The organism is Dyadobacter tibetensis Y620-1 (assembly GCF_000566685.1).
In the GTDB taxonomy this organism is placed as follows: Bacteria; Bacteroidota; Bacteroidia; order Cytophagales; family Spirosomataceae; genus Dyadobacter; species Dyadobacter tibetensis.
Map to the genome: position 1 here is coordinate 369,251 of NZ_AZQN01000002.1, position 19,151 is coordinate 388,401.

Annotated in this window: 16 protein-coding genes; 4 read left to right on the forward strand and 12 right to left on the reverse strand. The window is 45.9% G+C overall.

The window, feature by feature from the left end; genetic code table 11:
* Positions 1–67: 67 nt before the first annotated feature.
* From X939_RS0105140 to X939_RS0105160, 5 genes are all read right to left on the reverse strand, one after another.
* The gene (locus X939_RS0105140; RefSeq protein WP_025762197.1) at positions 68–2,758 is read right to left on the reverse strand and encodes an MGH1-like glycoside hydrolase domain-containing protein; all 2,691 of its coding nucleotides are present in this window, start codon (positions 2,756–2,758) and stop codon (positions 68–70) included.
* A gap of 152 nt (positions 2,759–2,910) precedes the next feature.
* The gene (locus X939_RS0105145) at positions 2,911–4,650 is read right to left on the reverse strand and encodes a D-alanine--D-alanine ligase family protein (protein ID WP_025762198.1); all 1,740 of its coding nucleotides are present in this window, start codon (positions 4,648–4,650) and stop codon (positions 2,911–2,913) included.
* 126 nt (positions 4,651–4,776) lie between these two features.
* Positions 4,777–5,040 (reverse strand): NifU family protein, encoded by a 264-nt coding sequence (locus X939_RS0105150; RefSeq protein ID WP_025762199.1) that lies wholly within the window; start codon positions 5,038–5,040, stop codon positions 4,777–4,779.
* A 72-nt stretch (positions 5,041–5,112) separates the two neighbouring features.
* Complete coding sequence (locus tag X939_RS0105155; protein WP_025762200.1) at positions 5,113–6,219, reverse strand: Mrp/NBP35 family ATP-binding protein; 1,107 nt, start codon at positions 6,217–6,219, stop codon at positions 5,113–5,115.
* Positions 6,220–6,356: 137 nt separating this feature from the next.
* Positions 6,357–7,361, reverse strand: coding sequence for a GSCFA domain-containing protein (locus tag X939_RS0105160; protein WP_025762201.1), 1,005 nt, complete (start codon positions 7,359–7,361; stop codon positions 6,357–6,359).
* Between the two features lie 237 nt (positions 7,362–7,598).
* Between X939_RS0105160 and X939_RS0105170 the strand changes: the two genes are divergently transcribed.
* The gene (locus tag X939_RS0105170; protein ID WP_025762203.1) at positions 7,599–9,347 is read left to right on the forward strand and encodes a DNA polymerase III subunit gamma/tau; all 1,749 of its coding nucleotides are present in this window, start codon (positions 7,599–7,601) and stop codon (positions 9,345–9,347) included.
* Here X939_RS0105170 and coaE read toward each other — a convergent pair.
* The 6 genes from coaE to nusB all read right to left on the reverse strand — a co-directional run bounded on the left by coaE (position 9,344) and on the right by nusB (position 13,094).
* Positions 9,344–9,946, reverse strand: a complete 603-nt coding sequence (gene coaE, locus X939_RS0105175; protein WP_025762204.1) for a dephospho-CoA kinase — start codon at positions 9,944–9,946, stop codon at positions 9,344–9,346. The two genes, X939_RS0105170 and coaE, sit on opposite strands and share 4 nt — an antisense overlap.
* 8 nt (positions 9,947–9,954) lie before the next feature.
* Positions 9,955–10,650, reverse strand: a complete 696-nt coding sequence (locus tag X939_RS0105180; RefSeq protein WP_229235997.1) for a YbbR-like domain-containing protein — start codon at positions 10,648–10,650, stop codon at positions 9,955–9,957.
* A 71-nt stretch (positions 10,651–10,721) separates the two neighbouring features.
* Positions 10,722–11,024 carry a preprotein translocase subunit YajC gene (gene yajC, locus X939_RS0105185; RefSeq protein ID WP_025762206.1) on the reverse strand — a complete coding sequence of 101 codons (303 nt, stop codon included), beginning with the start codon at positions 11,022–11,024 and terminating at the stop codon, positions 10,722–10,724.
* 44 nt (positions 11,025–11,068) lie between these two features.
* Complete coding sequence (locus X939_RS0105190; protein ID WP_025762207.1) at positions 11,069–11,503, reverse strand: DUF1573 domain-containing protein; 435 nt, start codon at positions 11,501–11,503, stop codon at positions 11,069–11,071.
* A complete protein-coding gene (locus X939_RS0105195; protein ID WP_025762208.1) occupies positions 11,503–11,805 on the reverse strand; it encodes a YtxH domain-containing protein in 303 nt (100 codons plus the stop codon). Before X939_RS0105195 ends, X939_RS0105190 begins: the two co-directional genes overlap by 1 nt.
* Positions 11,806–11,927: 122 nt before the next feature.
* The gene (gene nusB / locus X939_RS0105200) at positions 11,928–13,094 is read right to left on the reverse strand and encodes a transcription antitermination factor NusB (protein ID WP_025762209.1); all 1,167 of its coding nucleotides are present in this window, start codon (positions 13,092–13,094) and stop codon (positions 11,928–11,930) included.
* Positions 13,095–13,374: 280 nt separating this feature from the next.
* Here nusB and X939_RS0105205 point away from each other — a divergent pair, with 280 nt between their 5' ends.
* Together X939_RS0105205 and X939_RS0105210 are read left to right on the forward strand one after the other, a co-directional pair.
* Positions 13,375–15,156, forward strand: coding sequence for an ABC transporter ATP-binding protein (locus X939_RS0105205; RefSeq protein WP_025762210.1), 1,782 nt, complete (start codon positions 13,375–13,377; stop codon positions 15,154–15,156).
* Between the two features lie 94 nt (positions 15,157–15,250).
* Entirely contained in the window at positions 15,251–16,882 is a 1,632-nt protein-coding gene (locus X939_RS0105210) for a carboxylesterase/lipase family protein (protein WP_025762211.1), read from the forward strand.
* A 50-nt stretch (positions 16,883–16,932) separates the two neighbouring features.
* Here the strand turns inward: X939_RS0105210 and X939_RS0105215 are convergent, their stop codons facing one another.
* Positions 16,933–17,691, reverse strand: a complete 759-nt coding sequence (locus X939_RS0105215) for an XRE family transcriptional regulator (protein WP_025762212.1) — start codon at positions 17,689–17,691, stop codon at positions 16,933–16,935.
* A gap of 182 nt (positions 17,692–17,873) precedes the next feature.
* Here X939_RS0105215 and dinB point away from each other — a divergent pair, with 182 nt between their 5' ends.
* Complete coding sequence (gene dinB, locus X939_RS0105220; protein ID WP_025762213.1) at positions 17,874–19,103, forward strand: DNA polymerase IV; 1,230 nt, start codon at positions 17,874–17,876, stop codon at positions 19,101–19,103.
* Positions 19,104–19,151: the final 48 nt, after the last annotated feature.

Below are 19,151 nucleotides of genomic sequence, written 5' to 3' on the forward strand. Positions count from 1 at the left end.
CCTAAAAAAGGATATAGTGCCGAACAAGCCGGCACTATTGAAATATAAATGTAATTATATGTTGGAATTAATTGCTTATTTCAGATTCAACTTTTATTATTTCTTGATTTCTTTCCTGGGCAGTTTTCAGTATTAATTCTGCCACTAGTCCGGTCCATCCCGTTTGATGACTAGCCCCAATCCCCCGACCATTATCCCCATGGAAGTACTCATAGAACAGTATATGATCGTTGAAATGCGGGTCCTTTTGCATTTTATCGTCATGACCGTAGACGGCCCTATTCCCATTTACATCCTTCTTAAAGATATTGATCAACCGATCGGCTATTCCCATGGCCGCATCTTTGATAGACTTAAGCTCCCCCGAGTTGGTAGGGTATTCTACCATGAAGTCTTCACCATAATATTTATGGAATTTCATCAGCGAATCGAAAATCAGGTAATTTAAAGGAAACCATATAGGGCCCCGCCAGTTCGAATTCCCACCCATAATATTGGTTAGTGCTTCACCAGGGGTATAGTCTACCTGCAGTACCTCACCATTGATATAGAACTTGTAAGGGTTCTCTTCATGATACTTAGAAAGGGCCCGTACTCCGTAATCCGACAGAAACTCTGTTTCGTCTAACATCCTTTTCAAGATCATCTTCATACGGTGGCCTCTCAGGATTGAAAGGAGCCTGTTTTCACCCTTACCCGACTCAAACCAACGGGATATTAGTCTGGCCAGGTCGGGACGGTTAGCAAGCACCCACTCTACCCTTCTCTTAAATACGGGTAGCTTATCTAGGTTTTGAGGATCGAGTAGCTCCACAGCAAACAGAGGTATCAGTCCGACTATAGATCTTACCTTCAGCAGTATGCTCTGCCCATTAGGAATATGAATCACGTCGTAGTAAAACTGATCTTCCTCATCCCATAGACTGATAGAAGAATTTTTCCCGCCGATAGACTCCATGGCCCCTGCAATATGCAGGAAATGCTCGAAAAATTTGGATGCCATATCCTGGTAAACGGGATGTACCAATGCTACTTCTACTGAAATCCGGAGCATATTCAGGGTATACATAGCCATCCAGCCTGTAGCATCGGCTTGCTGCAACTTTCCTCCGAAGGGCATGGGGGTCGATCGGTCGAAAACACCGATATTATCCAGCCCTAAGAAGCCTCCACTAAAGATATTATTACCAGTGTCATCCTTTTGATTGACCCACCAAGTAAAATTCAGCAGGAGTTTGTGAAATATTTTCTCCAAAAACTCTATATCCCCCACTCCATTATTCTGCTCCCGGTCTATCTCATAGACCTTCCAGCTGGCCCAGCCATGAACAGGAGGATTCACATCGGAGAAATTCCATTCGTAAGCGGGAATTTGACCATTGGGGTGCATATAATATTCACGAAGCAATATCTCCAGCTGCCGCTTGGCAAAATCGGCATCCACCCTCGCCAAGGGCACACAGTGAAAGGCGAGATCCCAGGCAGCAAACCAGGGGTATTCCCATTTGTCGGGCATAGAAATCAGATTGGCCGAATACAGGTGTTTCCATCCCGAATTGCGTCCCCATTTTCGGCCCTGGTTCGGACTAGGCTGAGCAGGGTCTCCTTTCAGCCATTCATAAACATTATAATAGTAGAACTGTTTACTCCATAACATGCCCGCATAGGCTTGGCGCTGGATAGAGCGTAAGTCTTCGTCTTCAACATCAGACTGCACGTCATCATAAAACTCATCGGCCTCGCGGATTCTTTTAGAAAACAAATCCTCGAACCCACCGAATGGTTCTGTAATGCTATGGTTAACCAGGCGCATTCTTAGGGTAATGGTTTCTCCTGCTTTTACCAGACGTTTGTATAAGGCTGCTCCCTTCGTCCCTATGGCATTGGGATTGACCGTGGCGCTTTTGCCTCCACTTATCACATAATCATTAATACCATCCTTGGGATAATTGGTGGTATTGGCCGTTCCGTAAAGCTTCTTAAAATTGGATTCATTTTCACAAAATACCAGCTCATCGGCATTTTCCAGATACAAGTTGAATTTACCATGCTTGCGGTGGGTAAGTTCGATCAGCCGGTTAGAGATGCCATTCATCATAGGCTTATAATTATAAGCCTCATAGCCCCAGGACCAGGTGTTGCGGAATAATACAGTAGGCATTACGGTCAGAGGTGCATCTTGCGGCCCCCGGTTGGTAATCGTCACCTTCATGAGTATGTCCTCTTCGTCGGCTTTGGCATGCTCAACAAGAATATCAAAATATTCGTCCTTATCAAAAATACCGGTATCGGTGATTTCATACTCCGGATCCTCCTTACCCCGACGCTGATTTTCTTGACGTAATTTATCGTAAGGAAAAGCATTTTGCGGATATTTATAAAGCATTTTGGTGTAAGAATGTGTAGGTGTACTATCCAGATAATAGTACATTTCTTTCACATCCTCCCCATGATTGGACTCTCCATTGGTGAGTCCAAAAATTCTTTCTTTAATATTCCGATCCTTATGATTCCAAAAAGCAAAGGACATGCATATATGTTGCTTGCTATCAGAAAAACCCGCTATTCCATCTTCGCCCCATCGATAGGTTTTGGAATAGGCCATCTCATGGGTGATAAAATTCCACGCATCTCCGTTGCCGCTATAATCTTCCCGCACGGTTCCCCATTGACGTTCTGACAAATAGGGCCCCCACTTTTTCCAACCCTTATTTTCCTTCTGAAGACGTAATCTAACTTTTTCTGCACCTTGTGCCATTCCTGTGTTGATTTTATTGAAATGTATTCTTATACCTTATCAAATGGAGGGTCATTGTATTGAAGTTGTCAATACCTTGAAAAGGAAATTTAGGAAAAAAGGAACATGATTAGGTTCCTTTTTTGAAAAATATTAATATGTTAAAGATTATCTTAGCTCTCTACCAACCATTCATCGATAGATGCAATTTCGTTCAGACTATTATAAGTATATATTTGAAAATCAACCACTCCGGCATAGAAGCGAGTCAGAGAATCGGCTCTCTGGCTGGTCTCGGTCAGTAAAGGATGACGGGGTAGAGCAATCAGGTCTTCCACATCAATAATAGACTCCTTAAACATCATCGGTTTGGATAATACATAATAGCGCCCATCTTCAGCGTGAAGGACAGGAATGGCCTGTTTATTTCCACTGGCATTGATCGTTCCGAAGTGCTGACGAGCCTGGAGATATCCTTCCTGTGTAGGCTCAAACACGATTCCGATCTTAGGTTTTGGTAGCTGTTGCTGCAAAAAGATACGCTCGTCTAAACGTGCTAACAGATCGCGCCATTGCCAGGTATTTTTCCCCAGTCGAATACGCTCTCTCAAGGACTGTCTAATCAGATAAGTAAGCGCCTGCGTGACGTCTAATCCTATTTCTGCCATCTGTTTAAAGATGAAGGAGGTGGGTGACATGCCTGGAATGGTATTAGGGTCGTGGAGCAGAATATCTCCATCGGCTGTCAGAAAGCCATCTATGCGTACACAAGCCGTAAAGCCCAGGCGTTGGAATACCTCTGCTATCATCTTCTGAATTTCCTGGTTCTTACTCAGGGAGGTATCTACCGGAATACGTTTGCGACTGGCCCCGGGACGATACTTTGCATTGAAGTCGAATACCTCCACCATTTTGATAACCTCACTGGGCGGAAGGGCAAGGGGTTGCCCGTCGTCAAACTGTATGCAGCCGCAAGAAAACTCCTGGCCTTCAATGAACGTCTCTATCAGTACCTGGTCTTCGGCATTGGCACTGCTCAACATTAGCTCTGCGGCCTGGCTGTTGGCAAAATATTCGTCGGCAAAAGCAATCAGCTGAGCAGGGTGGTACAATACTGTTGCCCCATTAGCTGTAACGGGAAACCCTATGCCTTCATCCAAATTCGCCATTTTCTGGCCAAAGCTTATTTTTTCTTCTAGGCTGAGCACCGACCAAGCCTTGGAAAGAATATTTACCTGGAAAAAGCATTGATTAACGGCCTCCACAAATGACTCAAGCGAATCTTCCTTGACAATAGCCACCCCTATTGAGGACCCCTGATGAGGGGCCTTGATGACCAGAGGCAAGCCCAGATGTTTTTTAAGAACCTGAAAAAGAATACCATATTCCTGAGGAATCCATTGCTGATGGGTCAGGGTCCAGCTTTTTTTCTGTTGCTGATTAACCAATTCTATCAGATCATTCTGAAGGATCTTGTCGATGGCCAGTGCAGAACCCATTAAGCCAGGACCGCTATAGGGCATTCGGTACCATTCCAGCAGACCTTGAATGGCACCATCTTCGCAGTCGGGACCGTGCATGGCCAAAAAAGCAAAGTCGAAGTGCTGCCCAAAATCTGCGGGCTGCACTTCGACTCCTATTTCTTCCGGAACAGATTGCTGAGCTAATTCCGGGAATGATTCTATATATAACCGAAATGGACTAGCAAGATCGGGAGCAACAGGATAAAATTCCCGTATTCCCGAACGATACATCAGGGATTTGTCGAGTTTTATAAAACGTCCGAAGCTATCCACAAAAATGGGAACAGGCTCAAACAAGGATTGATCCAGATATTCGAAGGCGGTTTTTCCTCCGGAAAAGGAAATCTCCCGCTCACGGGAAGGTCCACCAAAAAATATTCCTATACGCATAAAAGGCAAGTAAATAATTCATTTTAAATGATTGTTGCAATATAACGCACATTTTAGGATGAACCAATTACTGTATAGGCTTCAGATAAAATAAAAGAACCCGTGTCCTGATAAGCTTATCCGAAATTACCCTTGCGCTAAAGAAGGAACGTTTTGCGCCACTACCTTATTGACCGAAGGCACAGCCTTTCTAATCGACTCTTCGAGGCCAGCCCTAAAGGTCATGGCGCTCATGGGGCAGCTTTGACAAGATCCAAGCAGCTCCAGTACCACATCCTGATTGTCGGTAAGCTCAATCAGCCTCACGTCTCCTCCATCAGCCTTCAAGTAAGGCCTTACACTTTCCAATGCTAACTCTATGAGTGCTATTGTTTTTTCTTTTGAATCCATTTCAACAGTTAATCTATATGCTAAATAGCAAGAACCTAGTTACAATCAAATATACGTAGAAACCTTCAATGATCAGGTATTCATCTCAACAACCTTGGTTTCTGCTTGCTCAGAATTCCGGATGGCAAGCTGCTGAGCCAAGGCTTCTGCCGCTGATTTAAAAGCTTCAATGACAATCGGATTTTGCTCCATAAATGCGGGTTTACCAGCATCTCCGGCTTCTCTGATACCTTGAACCAAAGGAATCTGTCCCAGCAAGGGCACTTCAAACTTATCGGCCAGGAGTTGCCCCCCACCAGAACCGAATATAGGATAGCGATGTGTAGGTAGCTCCTCAGGAGTAAACCATGCCATATTTTCTACTATACCCAATACCGGAACATTTATCTGGGGTTGACGGAACATAGACAATCCCTTTGTTGCATCAGCCAAAGCTACTTTCTGTGGTGTAGTCACGATTACAGCGCCCGCCACAGGAACCGACTGAACCAAGGTGATATGAATATCGCTCGTTCCAGGAGGCAGATCGATTAGTAAATAATCCAAATCTCCCCAATCCGTATCGGCAAAGAATTGCTTAAGTGCCTGACTTGCCATGGGGCCTCTCCATACCACTGCACTATCGGGAGGCGTAAGAAAACCAATCGACATCAGTTTTATACCATACTGCCTGATGGGGTTAATATAGTTCTTCCCGTCGCGGGGAGTTATGGTAGGCTGCATATCCTCTGCACCAAACATCACTGGAATAGAAGGGCCAAAAATATCGGCATCCACAATGCCCACTTTGGCGCCGGAACGGTGCAGGGCCATGGCCAGATTGGCCGTTACTGTGGACTTCCCTACCCCTCCTTTGCCTGAGGCAATAGCAATTACGTTTTTCACCCCTGGCAGAACGGGGCCGGTAGGCTTAGCTGAGGTAACCTCCGCTGTTAAATTTACCGTTACTTCCACATCAGGGCTGATCAGCGTGTGAATAGCCGTCACGCAACGATTCTTTATAAGTTCCTTCAGCGGACAGGCAGGGGTAGTCAGCACAACGGTGAAGCGCACCTGATTGACACCTACTTCTATATCCTGAATCATACCTAAGCTGACCAGATCTTTTTTCAAATCTGGCTCTTCTACTGTGCTGAGGGCAGCCAGAACCTTTTCTTTATTCAATGTAAATTCTCCCATTCGTACTTTTGGTGAGTCCCCGCTTAAGAAGACAAGGATCTAATCTTTGCGTTAATTATCTATTTTTCAATTGTCAAGTCAAGCATTATAACTGAAACACTGACTTAATACAACACGAATGACGACTTTTGAGTTTACTATTTCTCTGAAAACTCTGCCAACCTTTTCGCTATCTCTATTCTTTCCATAGTGACATCCACCTGTTTAGAAATTTCAATCAGTTTTTTATCGACCGACAGAAGCATCTTTCTGTAACTTTCCGTATTACCATGGTGTGAGCGGTGATGAATCATCTGACGTACCGCATGCCATTCAACTAAAAACTTTTGTGCGGGCTCTTCAAGATAGTTTTTGGCAAAAATACGGAAAATATGCTCCTGCGCCATCTCATTAGGATGAATCAGATCATCCTTATAATACCGGTAGTCCCGGAGCTCGTCAATCATCAGCTCGTAAGCTGGAAAATAAGTGATGTGTTTGAATTTTTCGGAAAGACGGTGACAAACTAACCGGAGGGTAGATTTGCTCACCTGATTTAAGGGCAGCGTGTCCCGGGTATGCCGCACGGGACTAACCGTAATGAGGATCTTCATATTTCTATTGACACTCAAGAGTCGGAATATGGTGTCTTCGAGTGCATTGGAAATCTGATCGGGGTGCAATAGCTCCCGGATAAACCGGTCGGCCGGCACCTTATGGCAATTTCCTACCAGTTGATTGCTAGCCTTATGACGATAAGCAAATGCCGTCCCTAGGGTAATAACCAGCAAATCTGCCTGTTTGAGGTATTCCCTAACCTCTCCTAGGCCTGTTCGGAGCTGAGCTTCAAGGGCTTCCTTTTTTGTGTGCCAGAAATTGGAATGAAAATCATGGTGAAGCCAGATACCATCCATATTTTCTACAAATAAGGGAGAAGCTACCTGGGGCTCCTTATCTACCGCCTGATTAAGAATTTTGGCAATTGTAAGTGGGTTAAAAATGGTCCCCAAAGGGCTATTAAGCACGTCGAACTTATAATCAAGTAATTGTTGCCCCAGCACTTCAGCAAAACAGGATCCCATAGTAAGTACTTTGGTGCGCAGATTCATCTGCCAATCGATGGGCTTGATGGCGACTTCGGTGGTGGTGATGGGTTGTTTCATTGCTGTTATTGAATTATTATCTCTACAAATGTACGAGGTTATCGTTCGTATTTAAAATTTGCCGCTTCTTGTATAGGAGATTCTATGTTTTTGGAGGCCTGAAACAGGGTAAATGAAATACATCCAGACAGTTGCAAAAGCTGGCGTCTTCTGGCCCTGGCCATGCCCCGTCCAGTCTCCTTGCCCGGGTGCATAAAAGAACTTTGAAAATCGCAGGATGGGAAGTAACTTGCACCCATGGATAACTTTGTAGTATCGGCCAGAAAGTATAGGCCGGTAACATTCGAATCGGTCGTAGGTCAGTCGCATATCACCACCACCCTCAGAAACGCCATCCGGACCAATCACTTGGCCCAGGCATTTTTGTTCTGCGGACCCAGGGGGGTAGGCAAGACCACCTGTGCACGGATTTTGGCCAAGACAATTAACTGTCAACAGCTAACTGAGCAGGTTGAGCCCTGTGGCGTATGTGAGTCCTGCATCAGCTTTCAGAACAATGCCTCGTTTAACATTCATGAACTGGATGCGGCATCGAATAATTCAGTGGACGACATCCGTAACCTCATCGATCAGGTACGCTACCCGCCCCAAACCGGGAAGTATAAAATCTACATTATCGATGAGGTGCACATGCTATCCCAGGCGGCTTTCAATGCCTTCTTAAAGACATTGGAGGAGCCACCTTCCTATGCTATTTTCATTCTGGCCACTACGGAGAAGCATAAGATTCTACCTACCATCCTATCACGCTGTCAGATTTTTGATTTCAACAGGATTCAGCCTAAGGACATAGCAGGCCATTTACAATATATTGCCGATAAAGAAGGGATAACAGTAGAGCAGGAGGCCCTTGAACTGATAGGACAAAAGGCTGATGGAGGCTTACGGGATGCGCTGTCGATGTTCGATCTTAACGTAACCTTCTCCACCGACAATCATTTGACCTATGCTGCGGTTTTGGAAAACCTGCACATTCTGGATTACGACTATTATTTCAAACTTACCGATGCTTTACTGGAGGGCAGCATTCCCCAAACTTTACTAATTTTCGATGAAATTCTAAGGAAGGGATTCGACGGCCATCTCTTTATAGTTGGGCTGCTGGAACATTTCCGGAATCTGCTGGTAAGCAAAGACCAGGTAACGATTCCTTTATTGCAAGTGTCAGAATCGGCCATGCAAAAATATGCCATTCAGTCCGAAGCGGCCAGTGCCAGTTTTCTTTTGTCGGCGATGAGCATTTCAGGACAATGTGATATTAATTATAAATCTGCAAAAAATCAAAGGCTGCTCGTTGAGCTCTGCCTCATGAAACTGGCCAATCTTCCTCATATTTTAAATCTAGACATTGCTGCCGTCGATGAGACGGCAAAAAAAAAAGTTGAGTCCCAACCCGTAGTGGCCGGGGAGCGTGTCGTACAGGCCGAGCCCTCCGCCAGGGAGATGATTCCTGAGACTGCCTCGAAACCCGTTGCGGCTGCAACTGGCGCAGGTGCTGCCAAGCCCTCCAAGCTTCGTAGCACGGCTATGCTCACACCGTCCTTGTCGGCCAGCATAGCGAGTGCGCAGGAAACCGAAAAGAAACCTCAGGAAGAGGTGGAAGTGGTGGCGACAGGAAAGGAACCGCTTACCTCAGAAAACCTCCAAATGGCCTGGTATCAATTCGCTGAAAAACGCAAACGAGAAGTTAATTCTACTACTGAAGAGATTGCCCTCAGAAAGTCTTTTGAGCTGGTGGACAACAGGATTGAGATGGCGCTGGACAATGACCATCAGATGGAAGCCCTGCTGGGCATGCGCTACGACCTATTGAGTTTTTTGAAGCGCCGTTTCGACGCCCCGAATTTGGAATTAAACCCGAGAGTAGCTCCTCAGGAAGTCAACCGCCAACCTTACACAGCTGCGGAAAAATTCAACTATCTGGCCGAAAAAAACCCACATTTACAAGAATTGAGAAGGGCCTTGGGACTTGATGTAGACTTCTAACGTACCCCCAGAAATTTTTGATGTAAATTCAGTATCTGCGGAATGAGCATGCAATGCCCGTCATTAATGATGGTATAATCGGCAATGGCCTGCCTTTGCTGATCGGTGGCTTGTCGGGCCATAATGGATTTGATCTGTTCCAAATCCCGACCATCACGGCGCATTACCCGGTCCGTCCTCAGGCTCTCAGGAGCTGTTACCAATACTACATAATCGAGGTTATTGCCATCGCCCGCTGCATTCATAATAGCGGCTTCCTTGACAATATAAGGCGACATCTGGTGTTGCATTACCCACTGCTGGGTATCTTTTCTTACGGCGGGATGGATAATTTCATTTAGGGCCCTTAAACGTTCCGGATCTCCGAATACCTGACTAGAGACATAAGGTCGGTCATATAACCCCTCCGAATCGTAGGCTTTCGGCCCCAAAAGACCTAAGATTTTGTTTTTGGTGGATGCATCATGATTGGCAAGGTATATAGCCCGGCTGTCTGCCTCGTAAACTGGTATACCTAAGCAGGAAAAAATTCTGCACACCAAAGACTTTCCGGACCCTATTCCACCTGTTATACCAATCTGAAGGGGCAATTCGGCCATTGTGAATACTACTTTTGATTTTTTTCACCTAGAAACTGTGCCACCTCGAAACTTACATAAACATCCTTATGGCTGATTTCTACCAATGGAGATATAGGAAATGGGATGGGCAAGGTCTCATCATAATTATTCTGAATTTTGGAAGTCGGAATAGTGATTCTTATGGTATCGGGATAAGATTGAACCACCGACACCGGCCCATCGACAGAAATCAGGGAGGGAGACACATTGATAATACTGGAAATTACATATCCATCCCGAACCTGAATCCCAGCGCTATCCACACGTATGGGAATAATCTTCCGGAGTTTACGTTCGAAACTCAGCTCAAATGTGTCTGCTACCACATAATTCACCTTCAAATTAGGGAATAATCCAGTAATCTGATCGGTAAGAGCAGAGGCATTGATATAGCTTGATTTATTGGGATTAAGGACCTGATAGGTCACGGGCATGGCGTTGAAGTTGAGCCATGATTTTTGAAGAAGGCTCCATCCATCTCCCGACACGTTAACAGAAATTCGCTTAGGAAGGGGCTGCAAGGGTACAAAGGCTTGTTGGTCGTATTCAATATGCAGGGGATAATTAAGCTTTATGGCATAATTGTCCTTATTGAGTACATTCATTAACCAAAAAAAGGTAGCCGCAATGATACAACCTATAAAGGTTTTTATTTTGTTTTTCCTGCTGGGAGCCTCACTCACGGGATTGGAATGGTTAATCGCTAAAAGTAATCGGAATGCCTGACACCTGTACCAGGCATTCCTATACAATACTAAGCCGTAATGGTACGCGCTATTGCTGTTTTATCAATATTTAACTTAACTCCTTTGTCAAGTTCCAGGGTTACCATAGTCTCTTCAACGGTATATACTCTACCATGAATGCCGCCGATGGTTACGATCATATCTCCTTTTTTTACATTATTTATCAACTCCTTCTGCTCCTTCTGCTTTTTTTGCTGCGGGCGAATCATGAAAAAGTAAAATACACCAATGATACCAACCCACATTACGACTTGGTAAATCATGGCAGAAGAACCACCAGATGCTGCTTGTGCTAAAAAAGAAAGATTCATTTTAAGATAGATAAGGTATTTTAAAAAAATGATTAAGAGTTCCGTTATTTTTCTGCGGCGTTAACCACCCCGCGTAGCTTGAGCTCTGCGTAGGCCGGTTCCGTATTGGCATACACCGTAATTGTTTTTACCTGAGGGCCTGTTTTATTCTTTGTATCGAAGCGCACCTTGATGCTTGAGGTTTCCTGTGGCCCGATGGGCTCCTTCGGCCATTCAGGAGTGGTGCAACCACAGGACGAGGTAATATTATTGAGAATTAATGGAAATTCTCCATCGTTACGAAACTGGAAGGTATGTTCTACCACCTCTCCTTCAGTAACCGTACCGAAATCGTAAGCGGCACTGTCTACCATGGTCATTACAGGCATTTTGGACGCCACTGATTCATCCGTACCCTTTTCTCCTGATTTTCCACAGGCGACCATTAAAATAGTGCATCCTGCCAGCAACCAAATCCAATTTATTTTTCTTCTCATCATCAGGTGGTTTGTCCTTTTATTTGTGCCATCAGGCGATCCACATCTTCTAAAAGTTTCTCGGCCTTTTCACGGGCATCGTTTACCACACGTTCACTCTCGGTACGCATCAGGTTGTCGGGTTGTGCTTCCCGATCCATCAGCCCTTCCACTACAGTCTGTAGCTTCTCTCTATATTTAGACAATCGGTAGGTTAGTTGGGTACGTAGTTCTTCGCCCCGATCGGGTGCATATAAGACTCCTACTGCTGCTCCAGTGACCACACCCGTTAAAAAGGCGATTAGATGGTTCGTAGTTTTACTCATGACCTGTTTCCTATTTAAAGCCATAGCGTGCTGCCATTTGGCTTGATTGATTTAATTTTTTCTCAAATTTATAAAAAACCGTTCCATAGTACATGATTTTCACCAATACCTTTTAAGGCTTTTTATTTATTATCGATCAATCCCCGACCACTTTTGCGTATAACCCCTTCACTAGCAAGTTTAACGGAGAGCACATCAAGAACCCCATTGACAAACTTTCCACTCTTGGGAGTACTATAGCGCTTGGCAATTTCGATAAATTCGTTGATGGTCACCTTAACAGGAATCCCCGGAAAGTGTATCAATTCGGCCAGTGCGGTTTTGATGATAATCAAATCGACTAGTGCTATCCGCTCAAGTTCCCAGTTCTTCAACTGTTCGTCCAGATAGCTGTCATATTTATCTCCTTCGGTAATTACAATATTAAACAATTCTTCTACAAAGGCCCGATCTTCCTCCCAGTCTTTAGTCAGGGGAGAGATCTGAAAGGTGTCTGGATGATCTGCCGACTTCAGCGTTTTGATCGCTAAACTACGAATCAGCTCACTGTGATCGTCCCAGTACAAATCTCTTTGTTCCAGAAAATCCAGAGGAACTTCGTGCTTAAGTATGATCTGGCGAAGGATGTGCTGAACCAATTGTTGATCCTCTTCTTCGGTATGCGTTTTTTCCTTACAGTAGGCGATGTATTTCTCATCCTTTTTCATGGCTTCCTTGTAGGTTTTCCTAACGATAGCCATGTCGTTGCCCCAACTGATGCCATTGCGGACAATCTCCTCCTGTAAGCCTTCATTTTGTCGTAGTACCTCTATTACCCGGTTGCTATCCAAGCCAGAGTCCTTAGGGAAAGGAGCGTCAGGATCTTCATAAGTTCTCTGACGGTCGATCTGGGCCTGGTAAGCCAGCTCCAACATGAGTGACAATACCCGAACGAAATCCACATGAATTAATTCTGTTTCGTTGAGTACCCGGCGCACCATCTTCTCACGGTCGCTCAAAGTCTGGCGACGATAAGCTTCAAAAACTTGCTTAGATACCTTGGTCACCTCGGAAGGTGCTTCATTATCTACGCTAATGCTACCTTTTTTAATCAGTTCATCCAGTGTTACCACGGCCATTCCCTTCATACGGGTAAGCTTGGGACGATCTTGATACTCCATCGAGTTTAAGTCGGGAGCGAAGGCCAGATCAATCTGATCAATACCTAAAAGTCTGTTGGCCTCGGCCGATAACTGACTGGCATACAATGCCTGAACAGCCTTTGTTCGCAATAATCTTCTATTCAGCATAAGCCGGAATACTAATTGGGGTATGAGGTACAGTAAACCAAAGAACGTATCTGCTTGGTGTGCAAGGAATTTGAATTTACCTTACCGCTTTAATTTAAAATTGTCCGCAAAAATAGCGTATTTTGTCCAGAATTTAAAAATTGTTCGCACAGCTTTTGTATTTGCAACGATTTACCCCGATTCGCTGTTTCAAATGTGCATCCCTGGGTACTGGGCCTGGGAGGTTCTTGCGAGCCCCTTCCAACCGCGGTTTCAATCGTAATTATAAAACCAATATTAAGTGAAAGCATTAAAGTACCTCAACCAGTACTTATGGAAATATAAATGGTATCTGATCCTCGGTACCATCTTCACCATTATTTCTAATCTTTTTGGCATTCTACCCGCACAACTGGTACGCTATGCTTTGGACTTGGTCATTGAAACACTAGATGTCTACTATCTGTTTGATGGACTGGCACTCCAAGGTAAGATGTACGACATCTTTGCCTTTAGTATTTTGCTTTACGGTCTACTGATCTTAGCCATGGCTTTGCTGAAGGGGATATTTTTGTTTCTGGTAAGGCAAACCATTATCGTGATGTCGCGCCATATCGAATATGCCCTCAAAAACGATGTGTACCAGCATTATCAAACACTGCCTACTAGTTTTTTCAGAAAGCATAATACGGGCGATCTGATGGCTAGAATATCCGAAGATGTCAGCAATGTACGCATGTATGTAGGGCCTGCACTGATGTATGGGATCAACCTGGTAGTACTCTTTTTCCTGGTTATTTCTTATATGCTCAGCGTCAACACCCGCCTGACTTTATTCGTTTTGCTCCCTTTGCCCGTACTTTCTGTAAGCGTTTATGTAGTCAATCAAATGATTATGAAACGCTCGCAGGCCATTCAAAAACAATTATCAGAGCTGTCGACCTATGTTCAGGAGGCTTTCTCAGGCATCCGGGTCATCAAGTCCTTCGTCCAGGAAAAACATTCTTTCCAGAACTTTCAACATGAGGCCGAAGATTTCAAAAACAAATCACTCAGGCTGACCAAGGTTGACGCCTTTTTCTATCCCATTATTCTGCTATTGATAGGAATCAGTAATATTCTGATTATCTATGTAGGGGGTAAAGAAATTATTAATGGTAACCTTACTCCAGGTAATATCACCGAGTTTATTCTCTATGTCAATATGCTCACCTGGCCGGTTATGGCCCTTGGCTGGACTACCAGTCAGATTCAAAGAGCTGCATCATCTCAACAGCGTATCAACGAATTCCTGAATGAGAAAAACACCCTTGTGTCCGATAAAAATATCATTACAGACCTGCAAGGGGGCATACATTTCAAGCATGTCAACTTTGTATATCCCGACTCGGGCATTACCGCCCTTAAGGATTTTGATCTGGAAATAAAACCAGGTGAAAGTGTAGCCATATTAGGAACCACAGGATCCGGGAAAAGTACCCTAGCCAACTTATTAGGCCGACTTTACGACCCTACCGAAGGAGAGATCCTGATCGACCAGATCCCGATGAAAGATCTGGACGTACATGCCTACCGCCGCCAGCTTGGCTATGTGCCTCAGGATGTTTTCCTGTTTTCGGATAGCATTGAAAATAACGTCCGATTTGGCACCAACGATATGTCCTTCGAACGAATAGAACAGGCTGTCAAAGATGCCGATCTACTCAATAATATTCAGGAGTTCCCTAAAGGTTTTGGTACGGTACTCGGCGAACGGGGTATCACCCTCTCTGGTGGGCAGAAACAAAGGCTTTCCATTGCCAGAGCCATTGCCCGAGACCCTAAAATATTGATTCTGGACGATTGCCTTTCTGCAGTGGATACCAACACAGAAAACATCATCCTGAACAACCTTAAAAAGATAATGGATAGCCGCACCTCGGTGATTATCTCACATAGAGTATCTTCGGCCAAGCTTGCCGATCGCATTGTGATGCTAGACGACGGGCATATCATCGAGCAGGGCTCCCACGACCAACTGATGGCCTTAAATGGCGCCTATAAGGAGCTTTATGAAAAACAGTTGATGGCTGAAGAGGTATAGGTTGTCTTGTTTTCTTAAGGTTTTATAAGGAACTCCTTGATTACAACTTTACTGGTGTCTACATAAATAATAAATCCTCATAAAACGATCCTTCATGAAACGACTGATATACGCTTTAGCCCTGATGGCAGGTACCTTCCTTAGTGTGCAGGGGCAGAACAAAAATGCTTTTGCGGTCCAGACTAAAACCCATGCAGGAACCATTGAAGGACAATATGATACGAAATCGGGTATACAAACCTATTTCGGGGTCCCCTTCGCAGAGCCTCCTGTGGGCGAACTTCGTTGGAAAGCACCTCAGCCCCTTAAGCCCTGGTCGGGTATAAAAGAAACCAAAGCCTTTGGTCCCCGCCCCATGCAGAAGCTCGTTTATGGAGATATGAACTCTCGCTCCAATGGGGTGAGTGAAGATTGCCTTTACCTGAATGTCTGGACGCCTGCAAGCCGAAACACGAAGGATCTGCCTGTTCTGGTATACTTCTATGGAGGAGGCAATGTGGCCGGCGATGGCTCCGAGCCACGGTATGATGGAGAAGCTATGGCAAAAAAAGGCATGGTTGTGGTAACAACCAATTACCGACTCAATATTTTTGGATACTTCGCCCATCCCGAACTTTCCGCCGAATCCTCCTATAAGGCATCGGGCAATTATGGGTATCTCGACCAGGTGGCCGCATTGAAATGGGTTCAACAAAACATCGCTCAGTTTGGTGGAGATCCTAAAAAAGTGACCATCGCTGGTGAGTCTGCAGGCTCCATATCGGTAAGTTATCAGATGGCCAGCCCGCTTGCAAAAGGGCTCATCGCTGGTGCCATTGGTGAAAGTGGGGCGGGTATCTACCCTACTCTACCTCCTGTCGCCTTGGCGGACGCAGAAAAAATAGGTACTGACTTCGCCAGTAAAGCAAAGGCTACCTCGTTGAAAGCCCTGCGCGCCCTCTCTTCTCGTGACCTTTATGAGCTCCAGAACGAGCTGAATCTATCCCGCTTCCCCGTAGTGCTGGACGGATATTTCCTCCCTAAAAGTCTCCCCGAAATTTTTACCGCCAAACAGCAGGCCCAGGTGCCGTTACTATTGGGGTGGAACTCGGCTGAGATTCCTGCCGGAGCCTTTTTGATGGGAAAAACACCAACTCCTGAAAACTTTAGAGAGCTGGTAAAAAAAGCTTTTCCCGAAAGTTACGAGCAGGCCCTGGCCCTCTACCCTCATGCCAACGAAGAACAGGTAGCGCTCTCGGCCACTGCACTGGGCTCCGACCGGTTTATTGCTTACTCCACCTGGAAATGGTTCGATCTGCATCGTAAAAATTCCCAGCAACCCGTCTATCGCTATTTATATAGCAAGCTCCGCCCAGCCCTGGTCGACCAGAACCTTACTGCTGGACTTGCTGGAGGAACCTTAAAAAAAGAAGGGAATACTCCCGCCGCTCCCAAGGCTCTGGGAGCCCCCCATGCCTGTGAAATAGAGTATTGCATGGGTAACCTGCATTTAATTAAAGAGTATGCCTGGACACCCGATGACTATAAAGTATCGGAGACCATGTCTTCTTACTTCGCTAATTTTATTAAAACGGGAAATCCCAACGGAGAAAATCTGCCGCAATGGGACGCAGCCACACCCGACGATGCCAATCCCCCAGTGATGGTCATTGATACCCAATCGAAAACAGAAAGGGCCTCTGACGAAGGCAGATACCTATTCTTGGATACATTTTACCAGAAATAATAAAATATGCGAACTGGAGTAATAGCCTATAGCTCCCGTTCGCATATTGGTTATGAACGCACGATGCGTCTTACTTCCTCTTTTAGCTCCTTCATTTCCTGGTGCAGGCTCTGAAGGCTAATCCCCTGTAAGTCGGCTTCCAGCTCGAAGGTAAGCTTGCTATTAACCTGCCATAATTCCCTGATGTCCCCGACTTCCATGCTGATGGGCGTATACTCGGGATTGAGCGATATCAGGTGCACCTGATTGCTGCCTGCCACCTGCTGGATCTTTTTGACCAAGATACTGTCATCAGTTACGACTACATACATCCGCCCTTTGCTAAGGTCGTCCCAGTTGTCCAAGGCCTTGCAAAGTATCCATTCTCCAGAATGCAGAGCCGGCTCCATACTATCGCCCTCCACCTGAAAGCCCCTGAAAGAGGCATTCCGATACTCTGGAAGAGGAATAGTGAAGGCGGGTAGCTTTTCAAACCATTGGGCATCCCCGATATTATGCGGATAGCCTGCGGCCGCTTTAGCACTTACCAGCACCATATTTTCATTGCCCGTAGTATCTACTGTTATAATCCCCGGACTGGTTCGTATCTGTGCAGGGTGCAGCAAGCGCTGCTCACTTTCGCCATAGAGCCATAAAGGATTAATATGAAATTGCTTCAGAAGCTCCTTAACTACCTGGCCCGGAATGCGGGTGCGGCCCCGTTCAATGTCGGCCGTAGTGGCCCCTATACCCAGCTGCTCGGCAAAGGCCGATTGAGTGAGCCCCAACTCCTCCCTGATCTGTTTAAAACGCTTGAATTCTGCTTCCATGGTATTGGTTTATGCTCGTTGAGCCCTGTCGCTCCGCCGAAGAAGTACTCATCCCTGCTCACTGCCTTACGAAACCCCCTCTCTTACAAATCTACGCAGATTTTGGAATAAATCCTTGAAAATACATGGAACATATCCATACGTTTGGAAATATTCCATAAATTTGTAAAAATTCCAAACTTATGAACCGAACCATTCTACATCTGGATCTAGATACTTTCTTTGTATCGGTAGAGCGCAAGCTCGATAGCCGGCTCAACCACAAACCCATATTGGTGGGGGGCACTGGCGACCGGGGCGTTGTAGCCGCCTGTAGCTACGAATCCCGGACCTATGGCGTACACTCTGGCATGCCCATGAAAATGGCGCGAAGCCTCTGTCCCGAGGCAATCGTAATCCGAGGAGAAGCCAGCACCTACACCAAACACTCCAAGGTGGTCACCGACATCATCCGGGAAACGGTGCCTCTCTTCGAAAAGGCCAGCATCGACGAGTTCTATGCCGACCTATCGGGCATGGACAAGTTTTTTGGCTGCTATCATATGGCCTCCGAACTCCGGCAGCGCATCATCCGGGAGTCGGGGCTTCCAATTTCCTTTGGTCTATCCACCAACAAACTGGTATCCAAAGTAGCCACCGGGGAGGCCAAGCCCAACAACCAGCTCAAGATCGACGGGGGCAACGAAAAGATATTTCTGGCTCCTATGCCCGTAAAGAAAATCCCCATGGTAGGCGAAAAAACCAACCAGATCCTTTACAACCTCGGTATCAGGCAGGTACGGACCATTCAGGAGATGCCCATGGAAATGATGGGTACGGTGCTGGGCAAAAATGGACTGCTGCTCTGGAACCGTGCGCACGGACGGGACGAATCGCCGGTAATTCCCTTTCATGAGCGCAAGTCCATTTCTAACGAGCGCACCTTCGGCAAAGACACCGGCGACCTGCGTCGCATGCGCGAGATGCTGCGGGCCATGGGCGAAAGCCTGGCCTTCCAGCTCCGCAACGGCAACAAACTCACTTCCTGCATTTCGGTAAAGATTCGTTATGCAGACTTTAACACCTACTCGCGCCAGCTGAAGATTCCCTACACTTCAGCCGACCATGTATTAATCCCCCATCTGGAGCACCTCTTCGACCAGCTCTACAACCGCCGCATGCTGGTAAGGCTGATAGGGGTCAATTTTAGTGACCTGGTCGGGGGAAACTATCAAATCAACCTTTTCGACGACACCGAAGAGAAGCTCAACCTGTACCAGGCCATGGACCATATCCGCAACCGCTATGGATACAATAGCAAGGGCTCCCCCATCCTGAGCTGGGGCACCACTCTGGGCATACCCAATATTGGGGCCATGGGCAACCCTTTCAACGGAGAGCCGCCCATCATCCCCGCCCACCGCAACGCCTAACCCTGCCTACATTTTACACAACACCCAACTTATACCAAATACGCAAAA

What these genes read in the sequence shown, in the direction of transcription:
- X939_RS0105195 (WP_025762208.1), bottom strand. Translation starts at nt 11,805, where the DNA reads ATGAGTAAAACTACGAACCATCTAATCGCCTTTTTAACGGGTGTGGTC.
- X939_RS0105190 (WP_025762207.1), bottom strand. Translation starts at nt 11,503, where the DNA reads ATGATGAGAAGAAAAATAAATTGGATTTGGTTGCTGGCAGGATGCACT.
- X939_RS0105160 (WP_025762201.1), bottom strand. Translation starts at nt 7,361, where the DNA reads ATGAAACAACCCATCACCACCACCGAAGTCGCCATCAAGCCCATCGAT.
- dinB (WP_025762213.1), top strand. Translation starts at nt 17,874, where the DNA reads ATGAACCGAACCATTCTACATCTGGATCTAGATACTTTCTTTGTATCG.
- X939_RS0105145 (WP_025762198.1), bottom strand. Translation starts at nt 4,650, where the DNA reads ATGCGTATAGGAATATTTTTTGGTGGACCTTCCCGTGAGCGGGAGATT.
- X939_RS0105215 (WP_025762212.1), bottom strand. Translation starts at nt 17,691, where the DNA reads ATGGAAGCAGAATTCAAGCGTTTTAAACAGATCAGGGAGGAGTTGGGG.
- yajC (WP_025762206.1), bottom strand. Translation starts at nt 11,024, where the DNA reads ATGAATCTTTCTTTTTTAGCACAAGCAGCATCTGGTGGTTCTTCTGCC.
- X939_RS0105150 (WP_025762199.1), bottom strand. Translation starts at nt 5,040, where the DNA reads ATGGATTCAAAAGAAAAAACAATAGCACTCATAGAGTTAGCATTGGAA.
- X939_RS0105210 (WP_025762211.1), top strand. Translation starts at nt 15,251, where the DNA reads ATGAAACGACTGATATACGCTTTAGCCCTGATGGCAGGTACCTTCCTT.
- X939_RS0105140 (WP_025762197.1), bottom strand. Translation starts at nt 2,758, where the DNA reads ATGGCACAAGGTGCAGAAAAAGTTAGATTACGTCTTCAGAAGGAAAAT.
- X939_RS0105155 (WP_025762200.1), bottom strand. Translation starts at nt 6,219, where the DNA reads ATGGGAGAATTTACATTGAATAAAGAAAAGGTTCTGGCTGCCCTCAGC.
- X939_RS0105170 (WP_025762203.1), top strand. Translation starts at nt 7,599, where the DNA reads ATGGATAACTTTGTAGTATCGGCCAGAAAGTATAGGCCGGTAACATTC.
- nusB (WP_025762209.1), bottom strand. Translation starts at nt 13,094, where the DNA reads ATGCTGAATAGAAGATTATTGCGAACAAAGGCTGTTCAGGCATTGTAT.
- coaE (WP_025762204.1), bottom strand. Translation starts at nt 9,946, where the DNA reads ATGGCCGAATTGCCCCTTCAGATTGGTATAACAGGTGGAATAGGGTCC.